This window comes from Pleionea litopenaei (assembly GCF_031198435.1).
Taxonomy (GTDB): Bacteria; Pseudomonadota; Gammaproteobacteria; order Enterobacterales; family Kangiellaceae; genus Pleionea; species Pleionea litopenaei.
This window is the reverse complement of record NZ_CP133548.1, coordinates 3,937,933-3,957,725: the sequence shown is the minus strand read 5'-3', so window position 1 is coordinate 3,957,725 and position 19,793 is coordinate 3,937,933. Positions and strand designations below refer to the sequence as shown.

The following is a 19,793-nucleotide window of genomic DNA, read 5'->3' as shown; positions in this document are numbered from 1 at the left end:
TTATTTAGACGAGTATATTGGTAGTATCTATCGGTTCTAAAGCCGTATTTTTTTATTTTCGTTTGTACTGAAAATATCAGAGAGAGCCACGGTATCAATGCAACAGGTTATTGCAATTTTGGTTTTGATGTTAAGAACGTCGTTAACTCATGAATGTCACAGGGCTTATGAAAATAGTAGCCCTGAATCAGATCACACTTCTCAGCGCTCAAAAAGGCGACTTGCTCTTTGCTCTCAACACCTTCAGCAATAACCGTCATTCCTAATGAGTGTGACATTTGAATGATTGCTGAAATAATTTTCTGATTATCTGTATTGGTTAATACTTCGCTAACAAACGCCCTGTCGATTTTGACGGTATTCAGAGGAAATTGATGTAGATAGCTCAGAGAAGAGTAACCTGTACCAAAATCGTCTAATGACATAGTCATGCCGAGATCGCGAATGGCATTAAGTTGCTCCAGCGCTTTATTTCTATCATGCATCGCAACGCTTTCAGTTACTTCAATTTCTACTGCATCTAAAGGGAAATCGGCGCGTTCAAATATACCTAGTAGCCATTCAACCAAATCAACTTGTTGGAACTGCACCGGTGATAAGTTAATGGCCATTCGTCCCTGCAGTAGTTTTTGTTGCAACAATGGGAGAACTTCCACGCAAGCGGTTTCTATCACCTGCTCTGACAGTGCATTAATTAATCCTCGCTCTTCGGCAATGGGGATAAACTGTGCCGGACTGACCCACCCTAACTTTTCATTATGCCAGCGCGCAAGAACTTCTAATCCATTGATGGCTCCATTGAGCGCATCCACTTTTAGTTGGTAGAAAGGCAAAAACTTGGCGGCTTTAATGTCGCCACGCATTTCTTCAGCAATTTCAAATTGCCGCCTGGCCAGTACATTCATTCGATTGTTATAACAAAGAATGTTAATCGACTTATTTTTCTTCGCTTCGTACATCGCTGTGTCAGCATTTCGAAGCAATCGCTCAAATGTAGTGCCATGTTGTGGATATACGGCAATACCGATACTGCAAGAACCCCGCAGTTTGTACTCATCAATGTCAACCGGTTGTAAGGTAATTTCATACAAAGTTTGTGCGATACGAGCGGCAACCGTCTCTGAATCAACTTGCTGTTCATCTTGGTAGTCAGCGACGACTTGATGAGGAACCAAAATCAGAAATTCATCGCCGCCTAAACGAGCAATGGTAATTCGATGCTCAATACTCAGCCTCAAGCGCCGCGATAATTTTTGTAGAAATTGATCACCAATATTATGCCCAAGAGAATCATTAATGCCTTTAAAATTGTCTAAGTCGACAAACATCACGGCAAAAGGCGCTAACTGATTTAAAGACGACTGTTCAATTTCCGCTTCAACCTGTCGTTCAAAATTACTCCGATTAGGTAATAATGTCAGCTCATCATAATAAGCCAGTTCTTTTAATTTTTGTTCGTGACTTTTTCTTTGAGTAATGTCAGAAATGAGAGCAACGTATTGAAATTGACGCGAATATTTCAACTCAGAAGGCTTTTCACTGTGACGCTGAATACTGTCAACAACCATTTCAACCGGGAAGATTTCACCTACCTTACGCTCAGCCCAAAGCTCACCCTGCCATTTTTTTCCATCAGCCACTTGAGAGAGTATGTCATCGATGGTTTCTGCTCTTTGCTCATGCACCAAAGGCAACTGCCAACTCCGACCAATAATATCCATGGCATCTAAGCCCGTCATTACAGTAAATCCTTGGTTGACTAAGGCGACTTTACGATAGCGATCAAACAAAACGACACCCTGAGAAGTATTTTCAAAAAGTTTAGAGGTAACAGACAGCTGCTCGTTGCGCTCTTTGATCGCTCGGACTTCTCGAAGCCGTTGCAATAAGAATAAATAACCGATAATAAAAACACTAAGTACGTACAAACAATACGCCCACCAAGTTTCCCAAGGCGCAGGATTGACTTCGATTGGGAGACGTAAAATGTGATCTTGCCAGCGACCAAAGTGGTCGGTTCTTTTCAACTCAAAAGTATAGTTACCAGGATCAAGGTTGGTATAGGTTGCGAATCGTCGAGATGCATCGGTATACAGCCATTGAGTATCAAACCCAACCAAACGATAAGCGTACTTCACCGCTTTGGGATTAATATAATCTAAACTACTAAAGCCGAGTGTGAAATGGCTTAGCGAATAATGAAAATTTAACTGACCGGAATACTGCACTAAACTATCTTGCAACGGCGTTAAAGTTTTATCAAGTGAAATTGGAGCAACGTTGCTGCCCAGTAGAAGCTGATTAATGATTAAAGAATTTTCTGAGTTTGCCACCTTAAACGCTGCAGGCTCAAAGTAATTTGCACCGGTAAATCCGCCGAACGCGATTACACCGTCTTTTGTTTTTAGATTCACACCAATGCTGAATCCCGGTATTACTCCATCACTGACATCAAAGTTTAAAAACGATTGATCTTTTAGGTTATAAAGACTTAGTCCTTGTGTCGTCGTCACCCACACTTGCGAGTTGCTTTCTTCAATAGCACCAATCGCATTCGTCGCGAGGCCTTGCTTCTCGGATAACATCGTCCAAGTGGGGACTTCATCGATAAGACGCCTTTGGTGCCAGTTGAGTCGGTAGACACCACTGCCTTGTGTTCCTATCCATAGCTGATTATTTTGAATGGGTTTAACACTGGTTATGGTGACTTCCTGCAATTGTTCATTTATTTCTGTTAAGGGATAAAGAATGCCCTCGTTACTCAGATATTGCAGGCCTTGATCCATGGTCGCTACCCACCAACCTTTCATCATAGTGTCGTAGACCAGACCGTTTTTAGTAACCGCCGGCTTTTCATCAATGCTCATGGTTCTTGCTAGCGCAGCATCTCCCTGCTCTGCCATCAAGACTGGCATCGACTTTTGTTGTTGTGTGTCTAATAATACCAGTCCGTTGTTTCGAGTGCCGACGACATATAAGTTTTCCGATAACTCAGCCATAGCAACGACTCGTGTCTCTTGAATCAAGGGTTGCATCGGAATCGCTCGGTAATTAGTCTTGTTCTCATCGCGTCGCTTTTGTAGCGTCGTGTCTGATTGAACCGCTTTCGAAGCAATCGACTTAGAATGAGCACCTTCTAATCGAAACAAACCTAGCTGCTCACAGTTGAACCATACATTGTCATTCGAATCGACAAATACAAACCGAATGGTTCGCGCGGTCGAGTCTGGTAATAATTCACTCGTCTCATATCGGCGAATAAAATTGAACTGGGAGTCGTATTGCATTAACGAGATCGAGTTGGTTAACCAGATGTCTCCACTTTTAGGTGCTTGCGTGATAAAGGTTACATTAGGATCGGATAAGCTATTGGGTTGATGAAAACCACTGAGAAGCTTTTTAAATTGACGACCTTGCGTATTAGAAAAATTGAGCCCTTCTTGCCAAGTTCCGACCCACAAAATATCATTATTAAAATACACATAGCTTGCACTATTATCATTAAGCGTTAGGCTTTCTGATTCATCTGAACGATGTAAAAATGAAGCAAGAGAGGTAGGCGATAGTTCAATCAGACCGCCCCCCATTAAAGCCATCCAAAGATGATTTTGATCATCGATTTCAATATTCATAATTCGCGGCGACTGATCGGTCGTTGGCAACGACATTTTTTCTATTTGATTGGTCTGCAAATCTAAACGATCAAGTCCACCACCGTAACTCGAGATCCAAATAAATTTATCCGTAACATATAAGTCGGTGACATTATTGTCTGAAAGCCCTTGAGGTTTGGCGTACGGCAAATTAATTGAAGTGTCGGGATCAAACAAACTAAACCCAGCCCCTGGAAATCTTAAGAAAGGCGCGTGGCTATAACCAAGCCAAAGTTTTCCATTCGATGCTTCTCGTATAACTTTAATGGTATTGGAATTAAGTGGCGTCGTTTGTGCCGAGAAATTACCATAGCGAAGAAACTGATTGGTGGCTGGCAAATATCGATTTAAGCCACCATTCGCAGTGCCAACCCAAATTCGCTCTTGGCTATCGATAAAGACATCTAAAACTTGATTACTCGAAAGGCTCGAGGAATCTTCCGGGTTGTTTTGAAAACGAGTAAAGATTTCTGTTTTAGGATCAAAACGATTCAACCCGCCTTTTGCGGTTCCTATCCACAAGTAACCTTCGCGATCTTCCGTAATGGACCAAATAAAATTATCCGATATCGAATGTGGATTTTCAGGATCGTGTTTGAAGGTTGTTACGTCGTAGCCATCAAAGCGGTTTAAACCATCTTGAGTCGCCAGCCAAAGGTAGCCATCGCTTGACTGATGAATATCAATGATTGAAGACTGGCTTAACCCTTGTTCTTGAGTCAACGACTTAAAAAACAAAGGTTCCCCCACTGAGTACCCAAGCCTTGACCAAACCACTATCAAGACCAATAACCCAGTGTAAATCAAACGATTAGCACATACTGTTAGAACACGCATCAAAAGATAGGCTACAACTTATTTTATTTTGCTTTTCAGCTTTTTATAAAGTCTAGACTATATTTCAATATAAGATATAGAAATCAATCTGTTGTGAGAGTTGCTTAATCTTTCAGCAACACGCTTATGCACTCAAATGAAGCAGCTTCGCGGCAAAGAATTTCATGGCAAAAAGCTTCATGGTACAAAGAGGCTCTTCTAAGAGGGTAAAAAATCAGAGGTAAAAAAATGGCCACGAAACCTTACGCTCCGTGGCCACTGGTTACTTCTGAACCAACACTATTTCTCTTTCGACGAATTTTTCATCATTTGCCCAAAATTTGACGCGCCTAACACAGCGGCCGCACCCTCAAGAGATGATCCTGATCCTGAGACTTGTACCATCGGCACTTTAATGATTTCAGGATTATCTTTTGCAACTTGTAAAATCTCTTTCAACATTTGCAACTGAAGAACACGATCTTGACCCAATACTTTGGATTGCGCCTGTTGTCCTTGTGCAATTTCCATTAAGCGAAGCTTCTCACCCTCACCCTCGAGCTTTAACTGTTCTTTTCGGAACTCAGCCGCTTGCTTGGCAATTTCTGCCGCCACTAAGACCGACTGCTGATTTGCAGAAGCGCGCTCTCGCTCGACCTTTATTCGTTCATTCTGAGTCTTTTGCTCTTCTAAATAGGTCTTCTTTAACTGATTCGCTAATTGTTCACGTAATCGAGCAACCATCAATTCTGGCGGTATGGAAGGTTCACCCAGTCGAACTTCTTGAATGGTCACTCCTGCTTTCGAACCTTCTTTGACAATTGAGTCTTCAACCAACTTGGCAAGCTCATCACGTTTTTCAATAAAGTCGAGCGCTTTTCGATCTGGATGACCACCAATGGTACGCATAATGTCACGAATGGCTGGCGTTATAATTTTATCTTCAACGGCCTTAAGATCACCAACGGTTGCGACAACTGTCGGTGCAAACTTAGGTTCAACGGAGACCAGAATGCGAGCATCCACGGGCACCACCCAACCTTCAACACGCACATTGATGGCTTTGTCCGCTGCCGTTTCAGGAACAGGAATTTCCTTTTCGGTAAACTTTTGCAAAATACTGCCATCGTCATTCAGCGCAAGTTTTACTGAACGTTCGGTATACCCACCTTTGTAGGCCCAGGTTTGAATCCGCGTTGGAATAATGGTTGGAACATACGCTTTTTGGTTCAAGTAATATTTCCCTGGAGGAAGAGGCTCGTCCCACACACCAATACAGTTTTTAGGTACGATCGGCGTCGCAACTTTCGCATTTGGCGATCCGGCGGCGGTTTTAATAACGTCAGGACAATCTTGCCCTCGAGTCGCTACATTCGAACGTATTACTGCCACATGACCGGCTGGTACATCTAAGGCTTTATGAATTTTTACATCGAATAAATAACGGTTAATTCGGTACTTTCCTGGAGGTAACACGGTTAGCTGCGGGCCTTTCTGTCCTTTCCCCTCCGTCAGAAAATAGGTCGCATCCATCATATTTTCGAATTGCTCTTCTTGCCACTCGTCAGCAATGAACTGTCCTGGACGTAACGGAGCTCCATCACTTGCTATAAGTTCAGCATAAGAGCCATCTGGAACGACTACGACATCTTTCATATCAGCATCGTACAAAACGTTGACTAAAAACATGAAATGAAAGCCGGGTCCTAATATTTCAGCTTGAGGTCCCTTCTCTCCATCTGTCGCAATAATTTTTCCAACGCCTAAGTCACCACCTAGGTATATTTTCTTTAGATGACCTATTTCATCAGAATCAACAATGAGAAATGAGCGAGAGAAAAATCCGACAATACCAAACAGTAGCAAGGCCCCCCCCACCAACTTTCCTGTTATATTTCCGCTGCCGCCATTAACCCCCTTTAACCCAGGCACAGCTTTATTAAAAAATACTGTCCCCACCCCGATTACCAGAAAAATGATCGATAAGATCGCAATAACCATAATAAACTCCTTTCCAATAGATGCTCACTTAGTCAATCAGTGTAAGTAAATATTACAAGCAGCGATGAATTAAAAAGGAATCTTGATTAATAAAAGCGCGGAATACGCTTTTGTTAAGCGCTTTCAAAGGGAAATGCAGTCTCACTTTTAATCAAAATGAGACTGCTGCACTCGGTCCGATTAAGCCTTTCCGAGGTCAATGATCAATATGTGACTCGATCAATAGGTCGCTTCGTTCCAGGGACTATCAATTGCACCGGGTAAACTGTCGTCCCAATAAGTGAAGCGATAGGTCACTCGATCGCCGGCGTTGAGTCCGAGCAATGAATATTCATTCCGCCCATTGGTTGCTGTCATCGATAGATTTTGCTGGGCACCCTCATTAATTCGGTAATGCACGGTCGCCCAACTGCTTTGGTTAACGTAGAACACTAATTGGTTGCCTTGGCGTAAGGCGCCATAAACATCGGCGACCAACGGACACCCCTGATTATCCACCGCCGAGTTGGGCGGCGTATTGGGACATTGGTCAAGGTGATCGGGTACGCCATCTTGATCAGCATCCCCATGCATCACTCGATCAACTTTTAGCCAATTAACATTAAACTCACCACCTTCAACTTTCACCCGAATACGGTGTTGCCCGTCATTAACGGTAAACCGGCCCAGCGATTGGGTTTCATAAACTTGCCAGCCACCGGTAAAATTCACTGAGTTTGAGCCTATCCATTGCTCATTGACCAGGATTGAATATACGGCATTACCCGCTTGAGACGCGACTCTTGACGAGAGAGAGTACTCACCTGCGTTGAGATAGACATTGTACTCTAACCATTCGCCCGCGGCTGTCCATCCAACATTGAAGCCGCCATCGGTATCTTGCGTTGCCTCAATATCGACATTATCATTTCGATAGGCTCCCCCGGTGTTGCCGGCCGTGGTGTCAAAAAATGCACTGTAATCTTCGGCTTGAATGGTCAGGAGATCGGTTTGAGGTAACGGACAACCTTGCGCATCAACCTGAGTATCTGGTGGTGTATTTGGGCAGAGATCATCACTATCTAACACGCCATCACCGTCGCTGTCTTGCGGAGCAGAGTCACCACCGCCCTCCCATACGATGTCGTCAAGAGCAAACTCAAAGGTTCGATTTGGTAAGCCTTGATCACTGTTTGCAAAATAAAACATCCCTTGCATCGATTGCAGTGCGATAAACTCGCCACGCAATTCCTCAATCGGAATGCTCACTCGGCTCCACTCACCATTACGCACTAATCCATACCTAGATTCATTGGCCGGAAAATCGATCCAACTAACATTCGTATAAGTATCCGCAATACCTACTTTAAACCCAATATCCGCCGGTATCTTGACTCGAAAACTGAGGTACCCTTGATCAAATTGGCTCATGTCACGCGGCTGTCGACTTTGCACACCGCCGCCAAACCATTGTCCAGGAGCGGTGTATCGCCATGCGATAACCTCGTCGCCTTCAGCGGGAGGTAAATTGCCACCTTCAACCGAACTTTGATTCCAGTTGTAAATATCGGAAGAGACGCCCGCTTGCAGCTTATTGCTGGTTGGCGTGATATCGGTAAAAACCCCAAAGGTTCCGCTTTCCGGTGGAGTTGGATTCCCCGTTAACACTTCTCCTAAACCATCGATTTGATAAACTCGAATGTAATCTACGTACATCTTTGCGGGCATTGGCACCGTGACTTGGCTGTTATTAGCCGCGTCAGTAAAGTTCCCACCAACGGCCATGTTAAGCAGCAGATAAAACGGTTGTTGAAACTCCGTCATCTGATCATTGAAGTCGATTGGATTGTCGTAAAGATCATATTCAACGCCATTATCAGCAACGGTAAAACGCAATTGTTGATCGCTCCAATAGGTTCGGTAAGTCACAAAGCGATCCGCCATTGAGCTGGCAGAGATATGGTGGTTATCAGCCCCCCAAGCGGTACTCGCCGCACACGTCGGATTTTCTGGAACACAGGCTTCATCGGCATAAAAAATCGCATTCGCACCAACGAATGTATTAATATCGGCGCCTTGACGATAAGAGGCTTTGTGCCCCATTTCCATCATGTCAATTTCACCTTTTGCAGGCCAACTTGCAGTACTGGTTCCTAACATCCAAGCTGCTGGCCACAGCCCTGTATTTAAATTCGGAATGCGCATGCGAACTTCAATCATGCCATAGTGAATTGCAAACAAGCCTTGAGAATCGACTTTGCCTGAAGTGAATGCCCGCCCCTCTACATTTTCTCGCTTGGCGGTTATCACCAATGCCCTATTTCCGCTGTCTCCAGGAATGGATTCAATCGAGAGATTATTCTCGCCGTACCATTGCAGCTCCTGATTTCCCCAGCCACATAGATCTGGGCCAAACTGACAACCATCGCCAGTAACAACGTTCCAATGAGAGGGATTAAATGAATCGAAGTTCTCTTCAAAAATAAGCGGACCAATGGTTGGGTTACGAACATCGGCCGACGACAAATTTGCCGCCAATAATCCCCCAACGGTTACGAGGCCCACACTGAGTGTGCGCAAACTGCGCATGACTGTGCTCATGGTGTTTTTCCTTGTTATGTCACCAGAACGGCTCAAATCTGGGTGGTTTAAAGATATGGATCAGAGAAAGGCTATCGACAAAGCCTTTCTTATTAAAACGCTTATTATGAAAGCGCTTTCATAGTGGCAAGATACCATCCGCTGGTCAAGCGCGTAACTGGTTAAGAGATTGATTTTGCGAAAGGTTTAGCGCTAGCCATCAATTTATTTGGCAACGAGATTAGGGAGTGTGAATTGTTCACAAAGTTAACCGGTAAAGTCCCTATTGAGTTATTGTTTCGATGTCTATTTAGCATTAAGGCTTGCACAGAAGAAGAGGTTTAAATTTAAAACAGCATGTTTACAAAGACAGCGGATTTCATATTTTACCTGAATCAACTCTAAACTAATTGCACTTGATTCTACAAATACATCAACAAAAGAGAGTTAAGTTCTTGAGTGTCTCATAATTCATTATACTTTCTGTTCGCATGCAAAGAATGAATGCCATCGAAGATGATTCTGCCAAAATCATACTAGCCTTCACTGCGCTCAAAAGTTCTAAATAAGTTAACACTTTTCATGGCTAAAGGAATCAGACCTAATAATCCCGCCATCACACTGATCGCTGTTTCAATGGCATCGGTTGCGGTATAGACAAGCGCTGCAGCCAATGTAATAACTAGTGCGAACAGAGGGATTCGCACATATTTCCACATACCTTCTTTCGCATTGGCGACCCACTCATCAAAGGTCGCTTGATTCTCAGCGGTTCTAACAAAACGAGTAAAGCTTTGATTACAAATAAACCACTGTGCACCCTGGTAAATATAACCTCGTCTCTGCATATGTTCTAAAGGCTCTAAGTTGAGCGGATTAGGTTGCACATCGTGAGACAATTGATACAGCAAGAACTTTTCATCTCGAGTACAAAGTCCCCATCTAAAGCGATATGCGGCGCCTGCATTGGCACTAAAAAATTCAATAATTTGCTCTGCCGTCCAACCACCGACTCTAATAAATTGAGCCAACTTATCGGGTACCTCGTCTGTTCTCAGTGCCGAATGTAGATCGCGAATCAACTCTTCAGGACTGAAATTTTCACTCGATGTTACTTTAGCCACGCAACTGTAATGTATAAATTGCTCGGCTACTTCATTTAATTCAGGCCAACCTTTGGCTTCATTAAGAAGTACTAGAGTAGGATCAAACCGGTCGTCTAATTCAGTTTTAGTGGTCGCTGTCCAACTGTATATTTTACAAAATGACTGCAACAATTGAGACCAACGAGTGATTTCATTACGAGACGCAATAAGCTTACTTTCATCCGTCGAAATGTGTTTCTGAAGCGTTTCAAAATCCGTTATATACTCTTCTTGCCTAGTCAAGCGATAAAGCGGCGCCACTTCACAAATAAGAATGAGGTTTAGCTTAGAATTAGAATGCAACCGCTCTAAAAAACTTAACGCCAACAACCTTCGCTCACCATCAGAGCACAAACTCTCGAAACCATCGAGTATTAAAGTGACAGGTTCACTTTGTGGTTTGGATAGCTCAGTTTCGATCATTGCGAAGTCTTTAGACGAGGGCTCAAATAGTTGATGAATATTGATAACTCTATCGAGTAAAAAGTGGTTATCTTCGCACGCAAACACAGCATTAATTAGTTCACTGGTGGGTCTTATGACTTGAACCCTAGAGGTGTAAGTAATTGCTTCTACTTTACGTTCAACCTCGCGCTTCCAACTATCTTGCTCAGTCAATCTAAAGTGAGGCTCTAAGTGAACGCCTAACATTCGTTTCAACTTCCAACTCTTAACAAAATACAACATCACAAATGCTAACACTAGTTGAGTGAGAATAAGTAATATCGTCAAACTTGACCAATGAAAGCTCAATGAGTTTTGATACAAGGATTTGATCGCATAAGGTAAATGGCTTTCTAAATCTTGCTCCTGATTTTTTTGCGACAAGGCCCAGAAAATATCCGATATAGGTAATGGTGTATCCCAATTAAATACCCATAGTGCACCGTCTTCAGAAACATCAGTCGACACTTTGTAGTCTCTTTGAGTCAAATGACATGAAGTCGCTATCGATTGTCCAAAATAACAGGAGAAACGTGGAGTCGATAAACTTGGCATAAAGGACCGGTTATAACGATCAACCGACTTTGATGAAATAGCGAAGCTTTTCTCGATATCATTTAACATTAATCGCTCATAAATACGTTGGTGTATATTATGACTGACAATGGTTGCAAACCAAGCGACAAGTATAGCAATCGCTAACCAGTAAACTTGTTTAACCAGTATTTGTTGAGTCTTCGTTTCACGAAAACGAGCGGGAATGGTCGAACTGGCAATTCGACTAAAAATAGCGTTTATTGCTTTAACCGGGCGCCACTCTGCGCAGGTTCGGCCTATTGCAACACAGGTTAATTTAATCAACCCAAATAATCCAAGTGCACCAAAGAATAGTACCAGCGAGAGTATCGTTACAGATAAATTTAGCTGACGCGCCTCCTGTTTATCGTGAAAGACGACTAAGCTCCAAGGAACCCCCTCCAGTAAACCACCAACCCAGAACTCCGTCGATTTTCCGCGATAACTGACTGACAAGTGCACAGGTTCACCAGCGGTGACGCTGGTAGATGACAGTAACGCATGGAGCTTTGGATTGTTATCGGTCTCAACGTATAAGTTCTCGACCAGACTTCGACTGTCATTGCTATGGAAGAGAACTCTTCCGGTTGCATTTTCAAAAACCAAATAACCTGAATTTCTGGGCATTACGGCAGAAAAGAAGGTCTTTAACGTTGCACCATAACTTCTTACATTACAATGACCTAGCTGTTCCTTGCCAATTGGATGAGCTATTTGCGTGGTCATTCGGCTGTCTCGTTTATTAAAAACGCGTTGCAAAAAAATACCTTCACACTGAGCGTTATCGCGTTGCCATACTTGCCCATTATTGGCTCTCTTATAATATTCACGCTGACTTAAATCGATGGCCTTTCCATTTCGAAATAGTGAACGTGCAGACCAAAGCGCAATACCATCCATTACGCCACTTTGTGCAGACAGTTTGAATGTATTTTCTATTAAGAAGTCTTCTCTGGTCTGAGGCCCTGAAGTAATGCTATCAGTCATTAAAGAACTGTTAGCAGCGGAGGAATTTACGTCATTGGTAAGCAGTAAGTCACAAATGCCATTCAAGCAGTATTCTTTCTTTGAATTGTTTTGCTTCTTTGTAGTGCTTTGCTCCTGCGTATTCAGTGCAGTGATCGATAAATTATCAAGTGTTTTTAGCTCCTGATTAAACGCTTCGACGATTTGTTGAAACATTGCTTCATGCTGAGCTCTTACTTCACTCTTAAACGTCGTGTATATATAGAAGACAACCAGAGATAGGGAAACAATGCCCATCACACTAAAAATACCTAGGTTTATCAAGACGCGATCCGTTTTAGAGAAGCCTTGCCGACTCGAAACAAGAGGGATTTTCAACATGAAACAAAAGGCTATCAAAAGAAGGAATCCAAGAATAAACACGGATATTGCACTATTGGAAACGATTAACTTTTCTGAGGTTAGATTTTCCTTTGCTCTTAACCCGACTAAAAAATGTTGTTTGTTTTCATCGAGTAAAAAGCTTTTGTAAGGCGACACAAAGACTCTGTACTGTTCACCACCCAGCGTAATATCTTGAAAATAAGAATAACCGGCATTCGCCTCAGCCGATGCTTTCGCTTTGGCATCTTTACTCGCAGAGGAGTTATTGGAAAAGCCATCACCCGACAGCCAACTTTTAACATTGTCGAACTCTAACCCAAACTGTGATGAATTGATGGTTGCATTATCTTTCCTAGCGATAACTTTGCCATGTTCATTGACCAATAATAAAAGCGGGAAACGTGCACTTTCAGCAGGGAACAAGTTACTTAAAGGAATGAGCATTGATTTTTTACTCTCTAGCGTCTTATCGCCTAGAGACTTAGAAGAAGTGATTTGATAGAGAATCTGCCACTCGTGCAAGGTTAATTCAAATTGTTCATGCGCTTCACTTGGAGAGATCCAAGTCAGTCTTTGCTTTAGTTTTTCATTACGGTTACTCGAAAGCTTACTTTCTGACTTCTTTAACTCTCTAACCAATTTAGCACTCTCAAAAATATTTCTCTGTGAAGGTGAGTGATAGGGGTTCTCTCGCTTTAACCATCGCTCCATATATTTTTCGAGTCGTGAGCGCTGTAATTGGCAATTACTCGTTGACGAATTGTTCACACATAAAAAGTATGATTTAACATAAGTCATTTTAACCAGACTAATATCTTCTAGCGAATAGTTAAGAAGCTTCGTTAACTTTTCAATAAACTGTCTTTGCAATCGGGTATATCGTCCACCTTGTTCTAGAGCGACATCCGACAAGCTCTTTTGGTAATAGTTAATTTGATAAATTAACTTCAGTATTGTTTCTCTCTGTTGACTAAAACTCGCGGCAATTTCTGGTGCTATCGAGAGTATTTTATTGAGATAGCGTGACTCGCTCATCCATATCTCAAGTAGTTTTTCGGCATCATTAAAGGTAATGGGGTTGTTGCTATGAAATCTAGGTAATTCTGAAAAGGCATCGCATGCTTCTGGCCACTGTTTTAAAAGCGCGTCGCAAGTCACCGACTCCCACCTAAACTCTGATGACTCGGTATTTTTTCGAGCGTCTTTCGATACCGTTCGAACTTTCGATTTTTGAGCTACAGATCGACGATTTAATTGATCTTCGGCTTTATAGAGCAATTTCTGTAAGCTACTTTTTTGCGAAGCAATCCAAGTCAACCGATCCTTAATAGCCGTACTGCTCTGATTAACTTCATCAGAAAAAATACCTAAATACTTTTCATAATGTTGCTGATATACGATAGGAATGATCTCAACCGATTGCTCAGAGATATCAATTTTTGGGTATTCATTGAAATCAACCAGTGTATTACCTGAGTCAATCCATGAACAAAATGACGCATGGTCATAACATAAATCATTAATTTCAGAGTAGGCTTCATCTTCCAATGCTGTAATTGCGAGGGTTATGTCTTCTAATAGATTAACGTAGGTCTCAGTGGCCGCTTCGAGTTTTTCTTCTAATTCTAAATTTTCTGCTTGCTCTGGTAAGGTTTCTTTCTCTTGTTCTTTGGCGATAAGGCTATCGGCAACGATGTCAATCTCTAATAAGTCTTCTTCGAGCTCTCTACCTAAACCGCTGATCTGAAAGACACCCGCTTGCTCTATTTGTTCAAGTGCATTGTCTAGGGCAACACTGGTATCACGTAACTCTCGAAAGTGTAATCGATTTTGATACTCTTCATTGGTTTTAATTTGAAAATAATAATATAAACCAGCGACGCCACCGATCACGGTTATGCTAATTAACAGGATGATAAGCCCAGTATAACGTCGACTTTTTGTGTCCATACAATAAATAGTTCCTTTTATTCAATTAGCAACGGAGAATAACTCGCTCGGTTATTTTACGACGGGTCAAAAGGTCTATCGAGGATCACTGCAACAACTTATTCTATTCACACCTTGATAAATGAAAGACACAGCTCCGCCTGCTATATCCTATTCCTTAGAGGACTTTAGCCATTTTTACCAACTAATTTGAATTTTTTTTCGATATCTTCACGAATCGAGATGTGCATTGGCTTTGAGTACTCAGTGCACCGTCATTCGAAAAGCGCGATGTGCTTGAGGTGATTGATGTGCTTGATGTGCTTAATGTGAAAGTAGCAAATTCGATGTTGAAGAATGCAAGGAAAGGTTTCGCCACCTCTCCTTGCTTACAAGATATTAGAAATGCCTTTGAGATCAGAACGTCATAACAAAGCCGACAGAAGACATGGTTAAGTCATCAACCCCATCAAGATCAAATACTTCATATTCAGCTCTAATCGCAAATGAACCAAGTTGAAACTTGGCGCCAACACCATAGGTCGGATTGGAGTCGGAGTCATTAACATTAATACCATTAACGACCGATTCAATATCCGTATTGGAATAGCCCATTTTTCCAAATAGCCCTATCGGTCCTAAATCAAAACCGGCTAAGCCGTATATTTCGTACGACGTGAGATCCGATTCAATATTCAAATTGCTATTTTCATAGGTTCCAAAGTCGCGAAAATCTAACTCGACCGCGAGATCCATTGCTGGTATTGCGCCAAAATTGTAACCAGCAAACACTTTAAAGCCAGAAGAATCTTCATCAACGTTAAACACGGGATCACCTGTATCTACCGAACCTTGGCCAATGCTCGCACCGAGATATAAACCACTTTCAGAGCCGGCTAATACATTAGAGCTGTATCCTAGGCCCAATAAAAGCATCATTACTAAAAGGTTAGTTCGCATAACTATCTCCTATTTTTTATCGTAACGAATGAACAGTGAGGCACCGACAGCTCAATGGCGATCTCACCACCATAGTGGCTGGTTAGTGAAGAAAATGCAAGAAGGTAACTTCGCGAGCATTGCGAATTCAAATAATGAGTTCAGCTAACCGCCCCGTCTCAGAAAGATCGAAAAATCACAGGCTGGTTAGTTGTTTTGAAAGCTTTTTCCAGTCCGCTTGAATCGCTTGATACTCTTGAGTTAGTTCTACGCTGGCAACTAAAGGTTGTGACTTGTTCGGCGAAGACAGTCCATTCAAAGAAGATTCCGTCGGAGAGCTTTTAGTCGACGAGGAGTTAGTGGGAGAATGATCGACCAGAGTATTGGTTACACCGTTACTATCACCCTGATTCTCAACACCATTGTTAATCAACACAACCAAGACCAACATTAACATCATTGCCACTGCTAAGCTTGGCCAAACAAACGATATTCTGGTTAACCTATTAGAAGACTTACGCCTCACAGGTTTAGTGCTTGCTAATTTACTCTTCTCTGACTCTTTGGCATAACCACGAATAGTTTGCATCAAACGAGCATGACGGTCCTCACTAACGTGATCGGAAATATTATCGGCTTCTGCACGCAAGTACTCCGTAATGTTGAGCTGACTCGCTTTGCGTTTTACCGCTGGAGTATTCTCGTTACTCATGTGTTCTCACCAATTGCTCTCTCCAAACAAAAATGCCTAGCGTTCACACAACCCAATCTAAATGATTAGCTTGCTGAGATTCTAAAAATTTTCGTAATTTACTTTTAGAACGTATCAAATTAATTTTAACCCATGGAATACTGCATTCTAAGATGACCGCTATTTCTCTTGCAATATAACCTTCTACATAATGCAACCACAACAAATGCACTTGTTTTTGAGGCAAAATTTGATCGGCAATGCGCCATACATTTGCCGATTCCAGTTGTTGGTCGATCGACATATCACTTCCTTCAACTTCATCAAGACAGCGTTCGACATCTGTTTCTTCGGCATTGATTGAATGCTTATTCTCTTTCCTATATTGATGATTCAGTGCATTCACCGCGATATTGAATAGCCAAGTACTGAACGCATACCGATTGTCATAATTTTTAATATAACGGAATGCATTAATAAAGGTTTCTTGAAAGGCATCATCGACCAGTTCAATGCGTGAACTGCGCGCCCTTAAAAATCTCATTAATCTCTGTTCATAAGCAAACACCAGACGTTCGAACGCCTGGTGGTCACCTTTTATGCTTTGCTCAATCCAATAAGCTTCATCAGACATGCAAAGAGTCTCTTACTCAGTCATCGCTTTTGGAGCATCATCGGTTAAACGTTTTAGCGACGCTATCGGTCCCGCTAAGGTTACTAAAAGATCGCCACCGCTTTGGTCAAAACGAATATTGTTTAATACATCTAAGACCACCGGATCACGAGTTCCTAAACGCTTTAGAGCAATAATCCCTTGAGCAATCGAACGAATATTATTCGCCACTTCTTCAGTATCCGCTTTTAAGCCCAATTGCAGCTTGGAGTATTCCCCTTCTTCTTGATAAGAAACCGATACCTGTGACAACTGTTGCGCTGAAATGGATTCAAATTGGTAGTTAGCTTGATTCAAATCGTCAATGTTGACCCCACCATGCACTAACGCCTTTTTAACATCGACAACCACTTCAAAAATGCTGCTTCCATCCATCTTCGGTAAGGTCGCTGCCTGCTGCATCTGCAACAGTGTTAAATCATCGCTAAATACCAGATGTTGCTCTCCTAACATGGTACTGTAGATAAACTTTGGCCCTTCAGAGCTCGATTTATCATCAATTTGTATATCTGAGTCACCGTCGACCAGTCCTTTTGCCTTCGCCATGCTGGCAAATCGCTCGATGGCCTTTTTGGCTTCAACTTTGTAGATACCCGCCGGTGCCGCCTCGACTTGAGCAAATCCTAGTGCTTCCCAGCGTTGTTTGATCTCATTGGCATGTGATTTAAAAGCACCCTGTAAAATCAGCACCTTATGTTCTTCGACATACCCAAAAGCATAGGCTCTTTGCACACTCTTAGCCGAAGCCTCTCCCAGCAATAAATCAATTAATTGCTCAGCTTTCTTTTGATCGTCAGCTTTATGCTGCATGATTTCGCTGCTTCTCAAGCCAGCAACATCAAAATTCAGATACCAATCAGGTGTGTTCGACTTCTGTTCCGCCGACACGCTAATCATTGACCACGATAATACCGCAGCAGTTGCCCATTTCGAGGCTTGTTTCAATACGCTTACATTGCGACTCATGTTACTTCTCCTTTAATCAAGTCTTCATAAGCTTATAGTGAGAGTCTAAGCTAAATGGATACAAAAACTTTTAAAAAATAAAGTTTTTATAGTTTAAGGCGGTGTTTTACCCATTACCCACCCTTGAACCTTTCATAATGAATGATTTGCTCAGCTGATTTTCGAGCGGCCCAGTTTTTGCGCTCTAACTCAGGTTTACTATAAAACTCTTTGACATAGCCAATACACAAATAGCCGATCAGTTGAAAGTCAATCGGCACCGCCAATGCTTGTTTAACCACATCTGGATCGAGAATACTCACCCACCCCATGCCAAGATTCATGCTTCTGGCCATTAACCACATATTTTGAATCGCGCAAACGACCGAGTACTCTCCCATTTTATCCATACTGGTCTGACCGAGCACAGGAAACTTTGAGGGTTGATAAAAGACCGCGAGGTTCACGGGTGCTTCGAGAATTCCTTCTAATTTTAATTGTTGGTACTTCGCCTGTTTGTCTCCCGTGAATTTCGATGCCGCTTTGTTGTTTTCAATAGAGAAACTTGCATGGATTTTTTTGCGCGTATCTAGGTCGCGTACGACGACGAAGCTCCATGGTTGCGAAAAACCAACCGATGGCGCCAGTGTGGCGCAATACAAAAGCTGCTCTATTTCTTCTTCAGATACCGGTTCAGAGGTAAATAGATGGCCGCGCACATCGCGCCTCAAACGCATAATCTCTTCGAGTAATTCAGAATGGCTTTGGTTAAAGAACATAAAAATCCTTGGGAAAAAATAGATGTGGAAATTTCAATAAGAAAACCGGTTAACGAGTCTACTTCATATGCCCCTCGACAATCTCGAGTGGAGAATAAATTTAATTAATTATTAATGACCTTTTTAATTCTTTCATTAGCTAATTTGATATGAATAATTAATAATATTAGACTCTATCTATCATATACTTAATATTACATTTTAACACTGGATGAGATAAACATGGCAACGGTGGTGCATCATGATCATAACACTCTTATTTATCTTTTCGCATGCCACCAGTTCGGACGACTTTACTATTCCGTTGATACTCTATTAAAAGCGCCAGAAATTTCAAAACTTCATGCCACCATAGAGTGGCAAGAACCCCACTGGGTGTTGCGTGATCTGAGTAGCAATGGAACCTGGTTAAATCAGCAGAAACTTCCACCAGCTCAAGAGGTCGTTCTTAAACCCAATGATACCATTCACTTTGGTCGAGTTGATGGTGAATCGATTACTGTCATTGATTTAAATCCACCTAAAGATTTTCTTCAGGCAGAAAATACGAACTCGGCCAATCACAATCTCGACTCACAAATGGGTCTCTCAGAAGCGAGCCTCCCTACAGCGGGCCTCCCTGAAGCTGGCCTCAAGAAATTACAAGACAGTTCAATAATTCCTCTCGATGACTATATGCTATTGCCGAATGAGGCAAACCCCGAAGTTGTTATTTTTCATGACCGAAACCTGCACCAGTGGTTCGTCGAATACAGTCAAGACAATCATGCTCCACCAATTCGAATGGGTGATGAAGAGCGAATTAAAATTAATCAAGTGCAATGGGTATTTCGTCAAAATCGCGTGATTGAAAATACTCAAGAGATCAATAAAAATGCACCTTGTATATCGGATCTTTCCTTTCAGTTTAATGTCAGTCTTGATGAAGAAAAAGTCGAACTTCAGTTTAATTTCTTAAATAACCAGTATGATTTAAAAATTCGAACTCACCATTACTTAGCATTATTACTGGCTCGTTATCGTCATAGTGATGCGAATAAAGGCCTAGATGATAGCAGCTGTGGTTGGGTTTATACCGAACAACTAGCGTCTGAAATTGGTGTCGACGTTTCCCATTTAAATATACAAATTCACCGAGCTCGCAAACAATTTGCGGATCTTGCCAGTTACGTTATCGATAGCGATCACTTTATTGAACGCCGACCAGGTGAAATTCGATTTGGCGGAAGCCATTTCAAGATTTACAAAGGGAATCACCTTGAGATCAATCACTAACTCTTAAGTGACCATGCG

Annotated in this window: 10 protein-coding genes; 1 reads left to right on the top strand and 9 read right to left on the bottom strand. The window is 42.1% G+C overall.

What is annotated here, in order from left to right; translation table 11 throughout:
• Window positions 1-107 precede the first annotated feature (107 nt).
• The 9 genes from Q9312_RS17590 to bluB form a co-directional block, all read right to left on the bottom strand.
• A complete protein-coding gene (locus tag Q9312_RS17590; RefSeq protein WP_309202168.1) occupies window positions 108-4,391 on the bottom strand; it encodes an EAL domain-containing protein in 4,284 nt (1,427 codons plus the stop codon).
• 378 nt (window positions 4,392-4,769) lie between these two features.
• Complete coding sequence (locus Q9312_RS17585; RefSeq protein ID WP_309202167.1) at window positions 4,770-6,470, bottom strand: SPFH domain-containing protein; 1,701 nt, start codon at window positions 6,468-6,470, stop codon at window positions 4,770-4,772.
• A 219-nt stretch (window positions 6,471-6,689) separates the two neighbouring features.
• Window positions 6,690-9,050 (bottom strand): carbohydrate-binding domain-containing protein, encoded by a 2,361-nt coding sequence (locus Q9312_RS17580; protein ID WP_309202166.1) that lies wholly within the window; start codon window positions 9,048-9,050, stop codon window positions 6,690-6,692.
• A gap of 515 nt (window positions 9,051-9,565) precedes the next feature.
• Window positions 9,566-14,494, bottom strand: a complete 4,929-nt coding sequence (locus Q9312_RS17575; protein ID WP_309202165.1) for a hypothetical protein — start codon at window positions 14,492-14,494, stop codon at window positions 9,566-9,568.
• Window positions 14,495-14,890: 396 nt separating this feature from the next.
• Window positions 14,891-15,433 (bottom strand): outer membrane beta-barrel protein, encoded by a 543-nt coding sequence (locus tag Q9312_RS17570; protein ID WP_309202164.1) that lies wholly within the window; start codon window positions 15,431-15,433, stop codon window positions 14,891-14,893.
• Between the two features lie 175 nt (window positions 15,434-15,608).
• The gene (locus Q9312_RS17565; protein WP_309202163.1) at window positions 15,609-16,124 is read right to left on the bottom strand and encodes a hypothetical protein; all 516 of its coding nucleotides are present in this window, start codon (window positions 16,122-16,124) and stop codon (window positions 15,609-15,611) included.
• 43 nt (window positions 16,125-16,167) lie between these two features.
• Entirely contained in the window at window positions 16,168-16,737 is a 570-nt protein-coding gene (locus tag Q9312_RS17560; RefSeq protein ID WP_309202162.1) for an RNA polymerase sigma factor, read from the bottom strand.
• A gap of 12 nt (window positions 16,738-16,749) precedes the next feature.
• A complete protein-coding gene (locus Q9312_RS17555; protein ID WP_309202161.1) occupies window positions 16,750-17,742 on the bottom strand; it encodes a hypothetical protein in 993 nt (330 codons plus the stop codon).
• Between the two features lie 113 nt (window positions 17,743-17,855).
• Window positions 17,856-18,500: a 5,6-dimethylbenzimidazole synthase gene (bluB, locus tag Q9312_RS17550; RefSeq protein ID WP_309202159.1), complete on the bottom strand. Its 645-nt coding sequence runs from the start codon at window positions 18,498-18,500 to the stop codon at window positions 17,856-17,858.
• Between the two features lie 222 nt (window positions 18,501-18,722).
• On the opposite strand from bluB, the gene Q9312_RS17545 reads away from it, so the two are divergent.
• Window positions 18,723-19,775 (top strand): FHA domain-containing protein, encoded by a 1,053-nt coding sequence (locus Q9312_RS17545; protein ID WP_309202158.1) that lies wholly within the window; start codon window positions 18,723-18,725, stop codon window positions 19,773-19,775.
• The last annotated feature ends 18 nt before the right edge of the window (window positions 19,776-19,793 follow it).

Coding starts and splice junctions, on each gene's coding strand:
- Q9312_RS17585 (WP_309202167.1), bottom strand. CDS start 6,470: ATGGTTATTGCGATCTTATCGATCATTTTTCTGGTAATCGGGGTGGGG.
- Q9312_RS17580 (WP_309202166.1), bottom strand. CDS start 9,050: ATGAGCACAGTCATGCGCAGTTTGCGCACACTCAGTGTGGGCCTCGTA.
- Q9312_RS17575 (WP_309202165.1), bottom strand. CDS start 14,494: ATGGACACAAAAAGTCGACGTTATACTGGGCTTATCATCCTGTTAATT.
- Q9312_RS17570 (WP_309202164.1), bottom strand. CDS start 15,433: ATGCGAACTAACCTTTTAGTAATGATGCTTTTATTGGGCCTAGGATAC.
- Q9312_RS17565 (WP_309202163.1), bottom strand. CDS start 16,124: ATGAGTAACGAGAATACTCCAGCGGTAAAACGCAAAGCGAGTCAGCTC.
- Q9312_RS17560 (WP_309202162.1), bottom strand. CDS start 16,737: ATGTCTGATGAAGCTTATTGGATTGAGCAAAGCATAAAAGGTGACCAC.
- Q9312_RS17555 (WP_309202161.1), bottom strand. CDS start 17,742: ATGAGTCGCAATGTAAGCGTATTGAAACAAGCCTCGAAATGGGCAACT.
- bluB (WP_309202159.1), bottom strand. CDS start 18,500: ATGTTCTTTAACCAAAGCCATTCTGAATTACTCGAAGAGATTATGCGT.
- Q9312_RS17545 (WP_309202158.1), top strand. CDS start 18,723: ATGGCAACGGTGGTGCATCATGATCATAACACTCTTATTTATCTTTTC.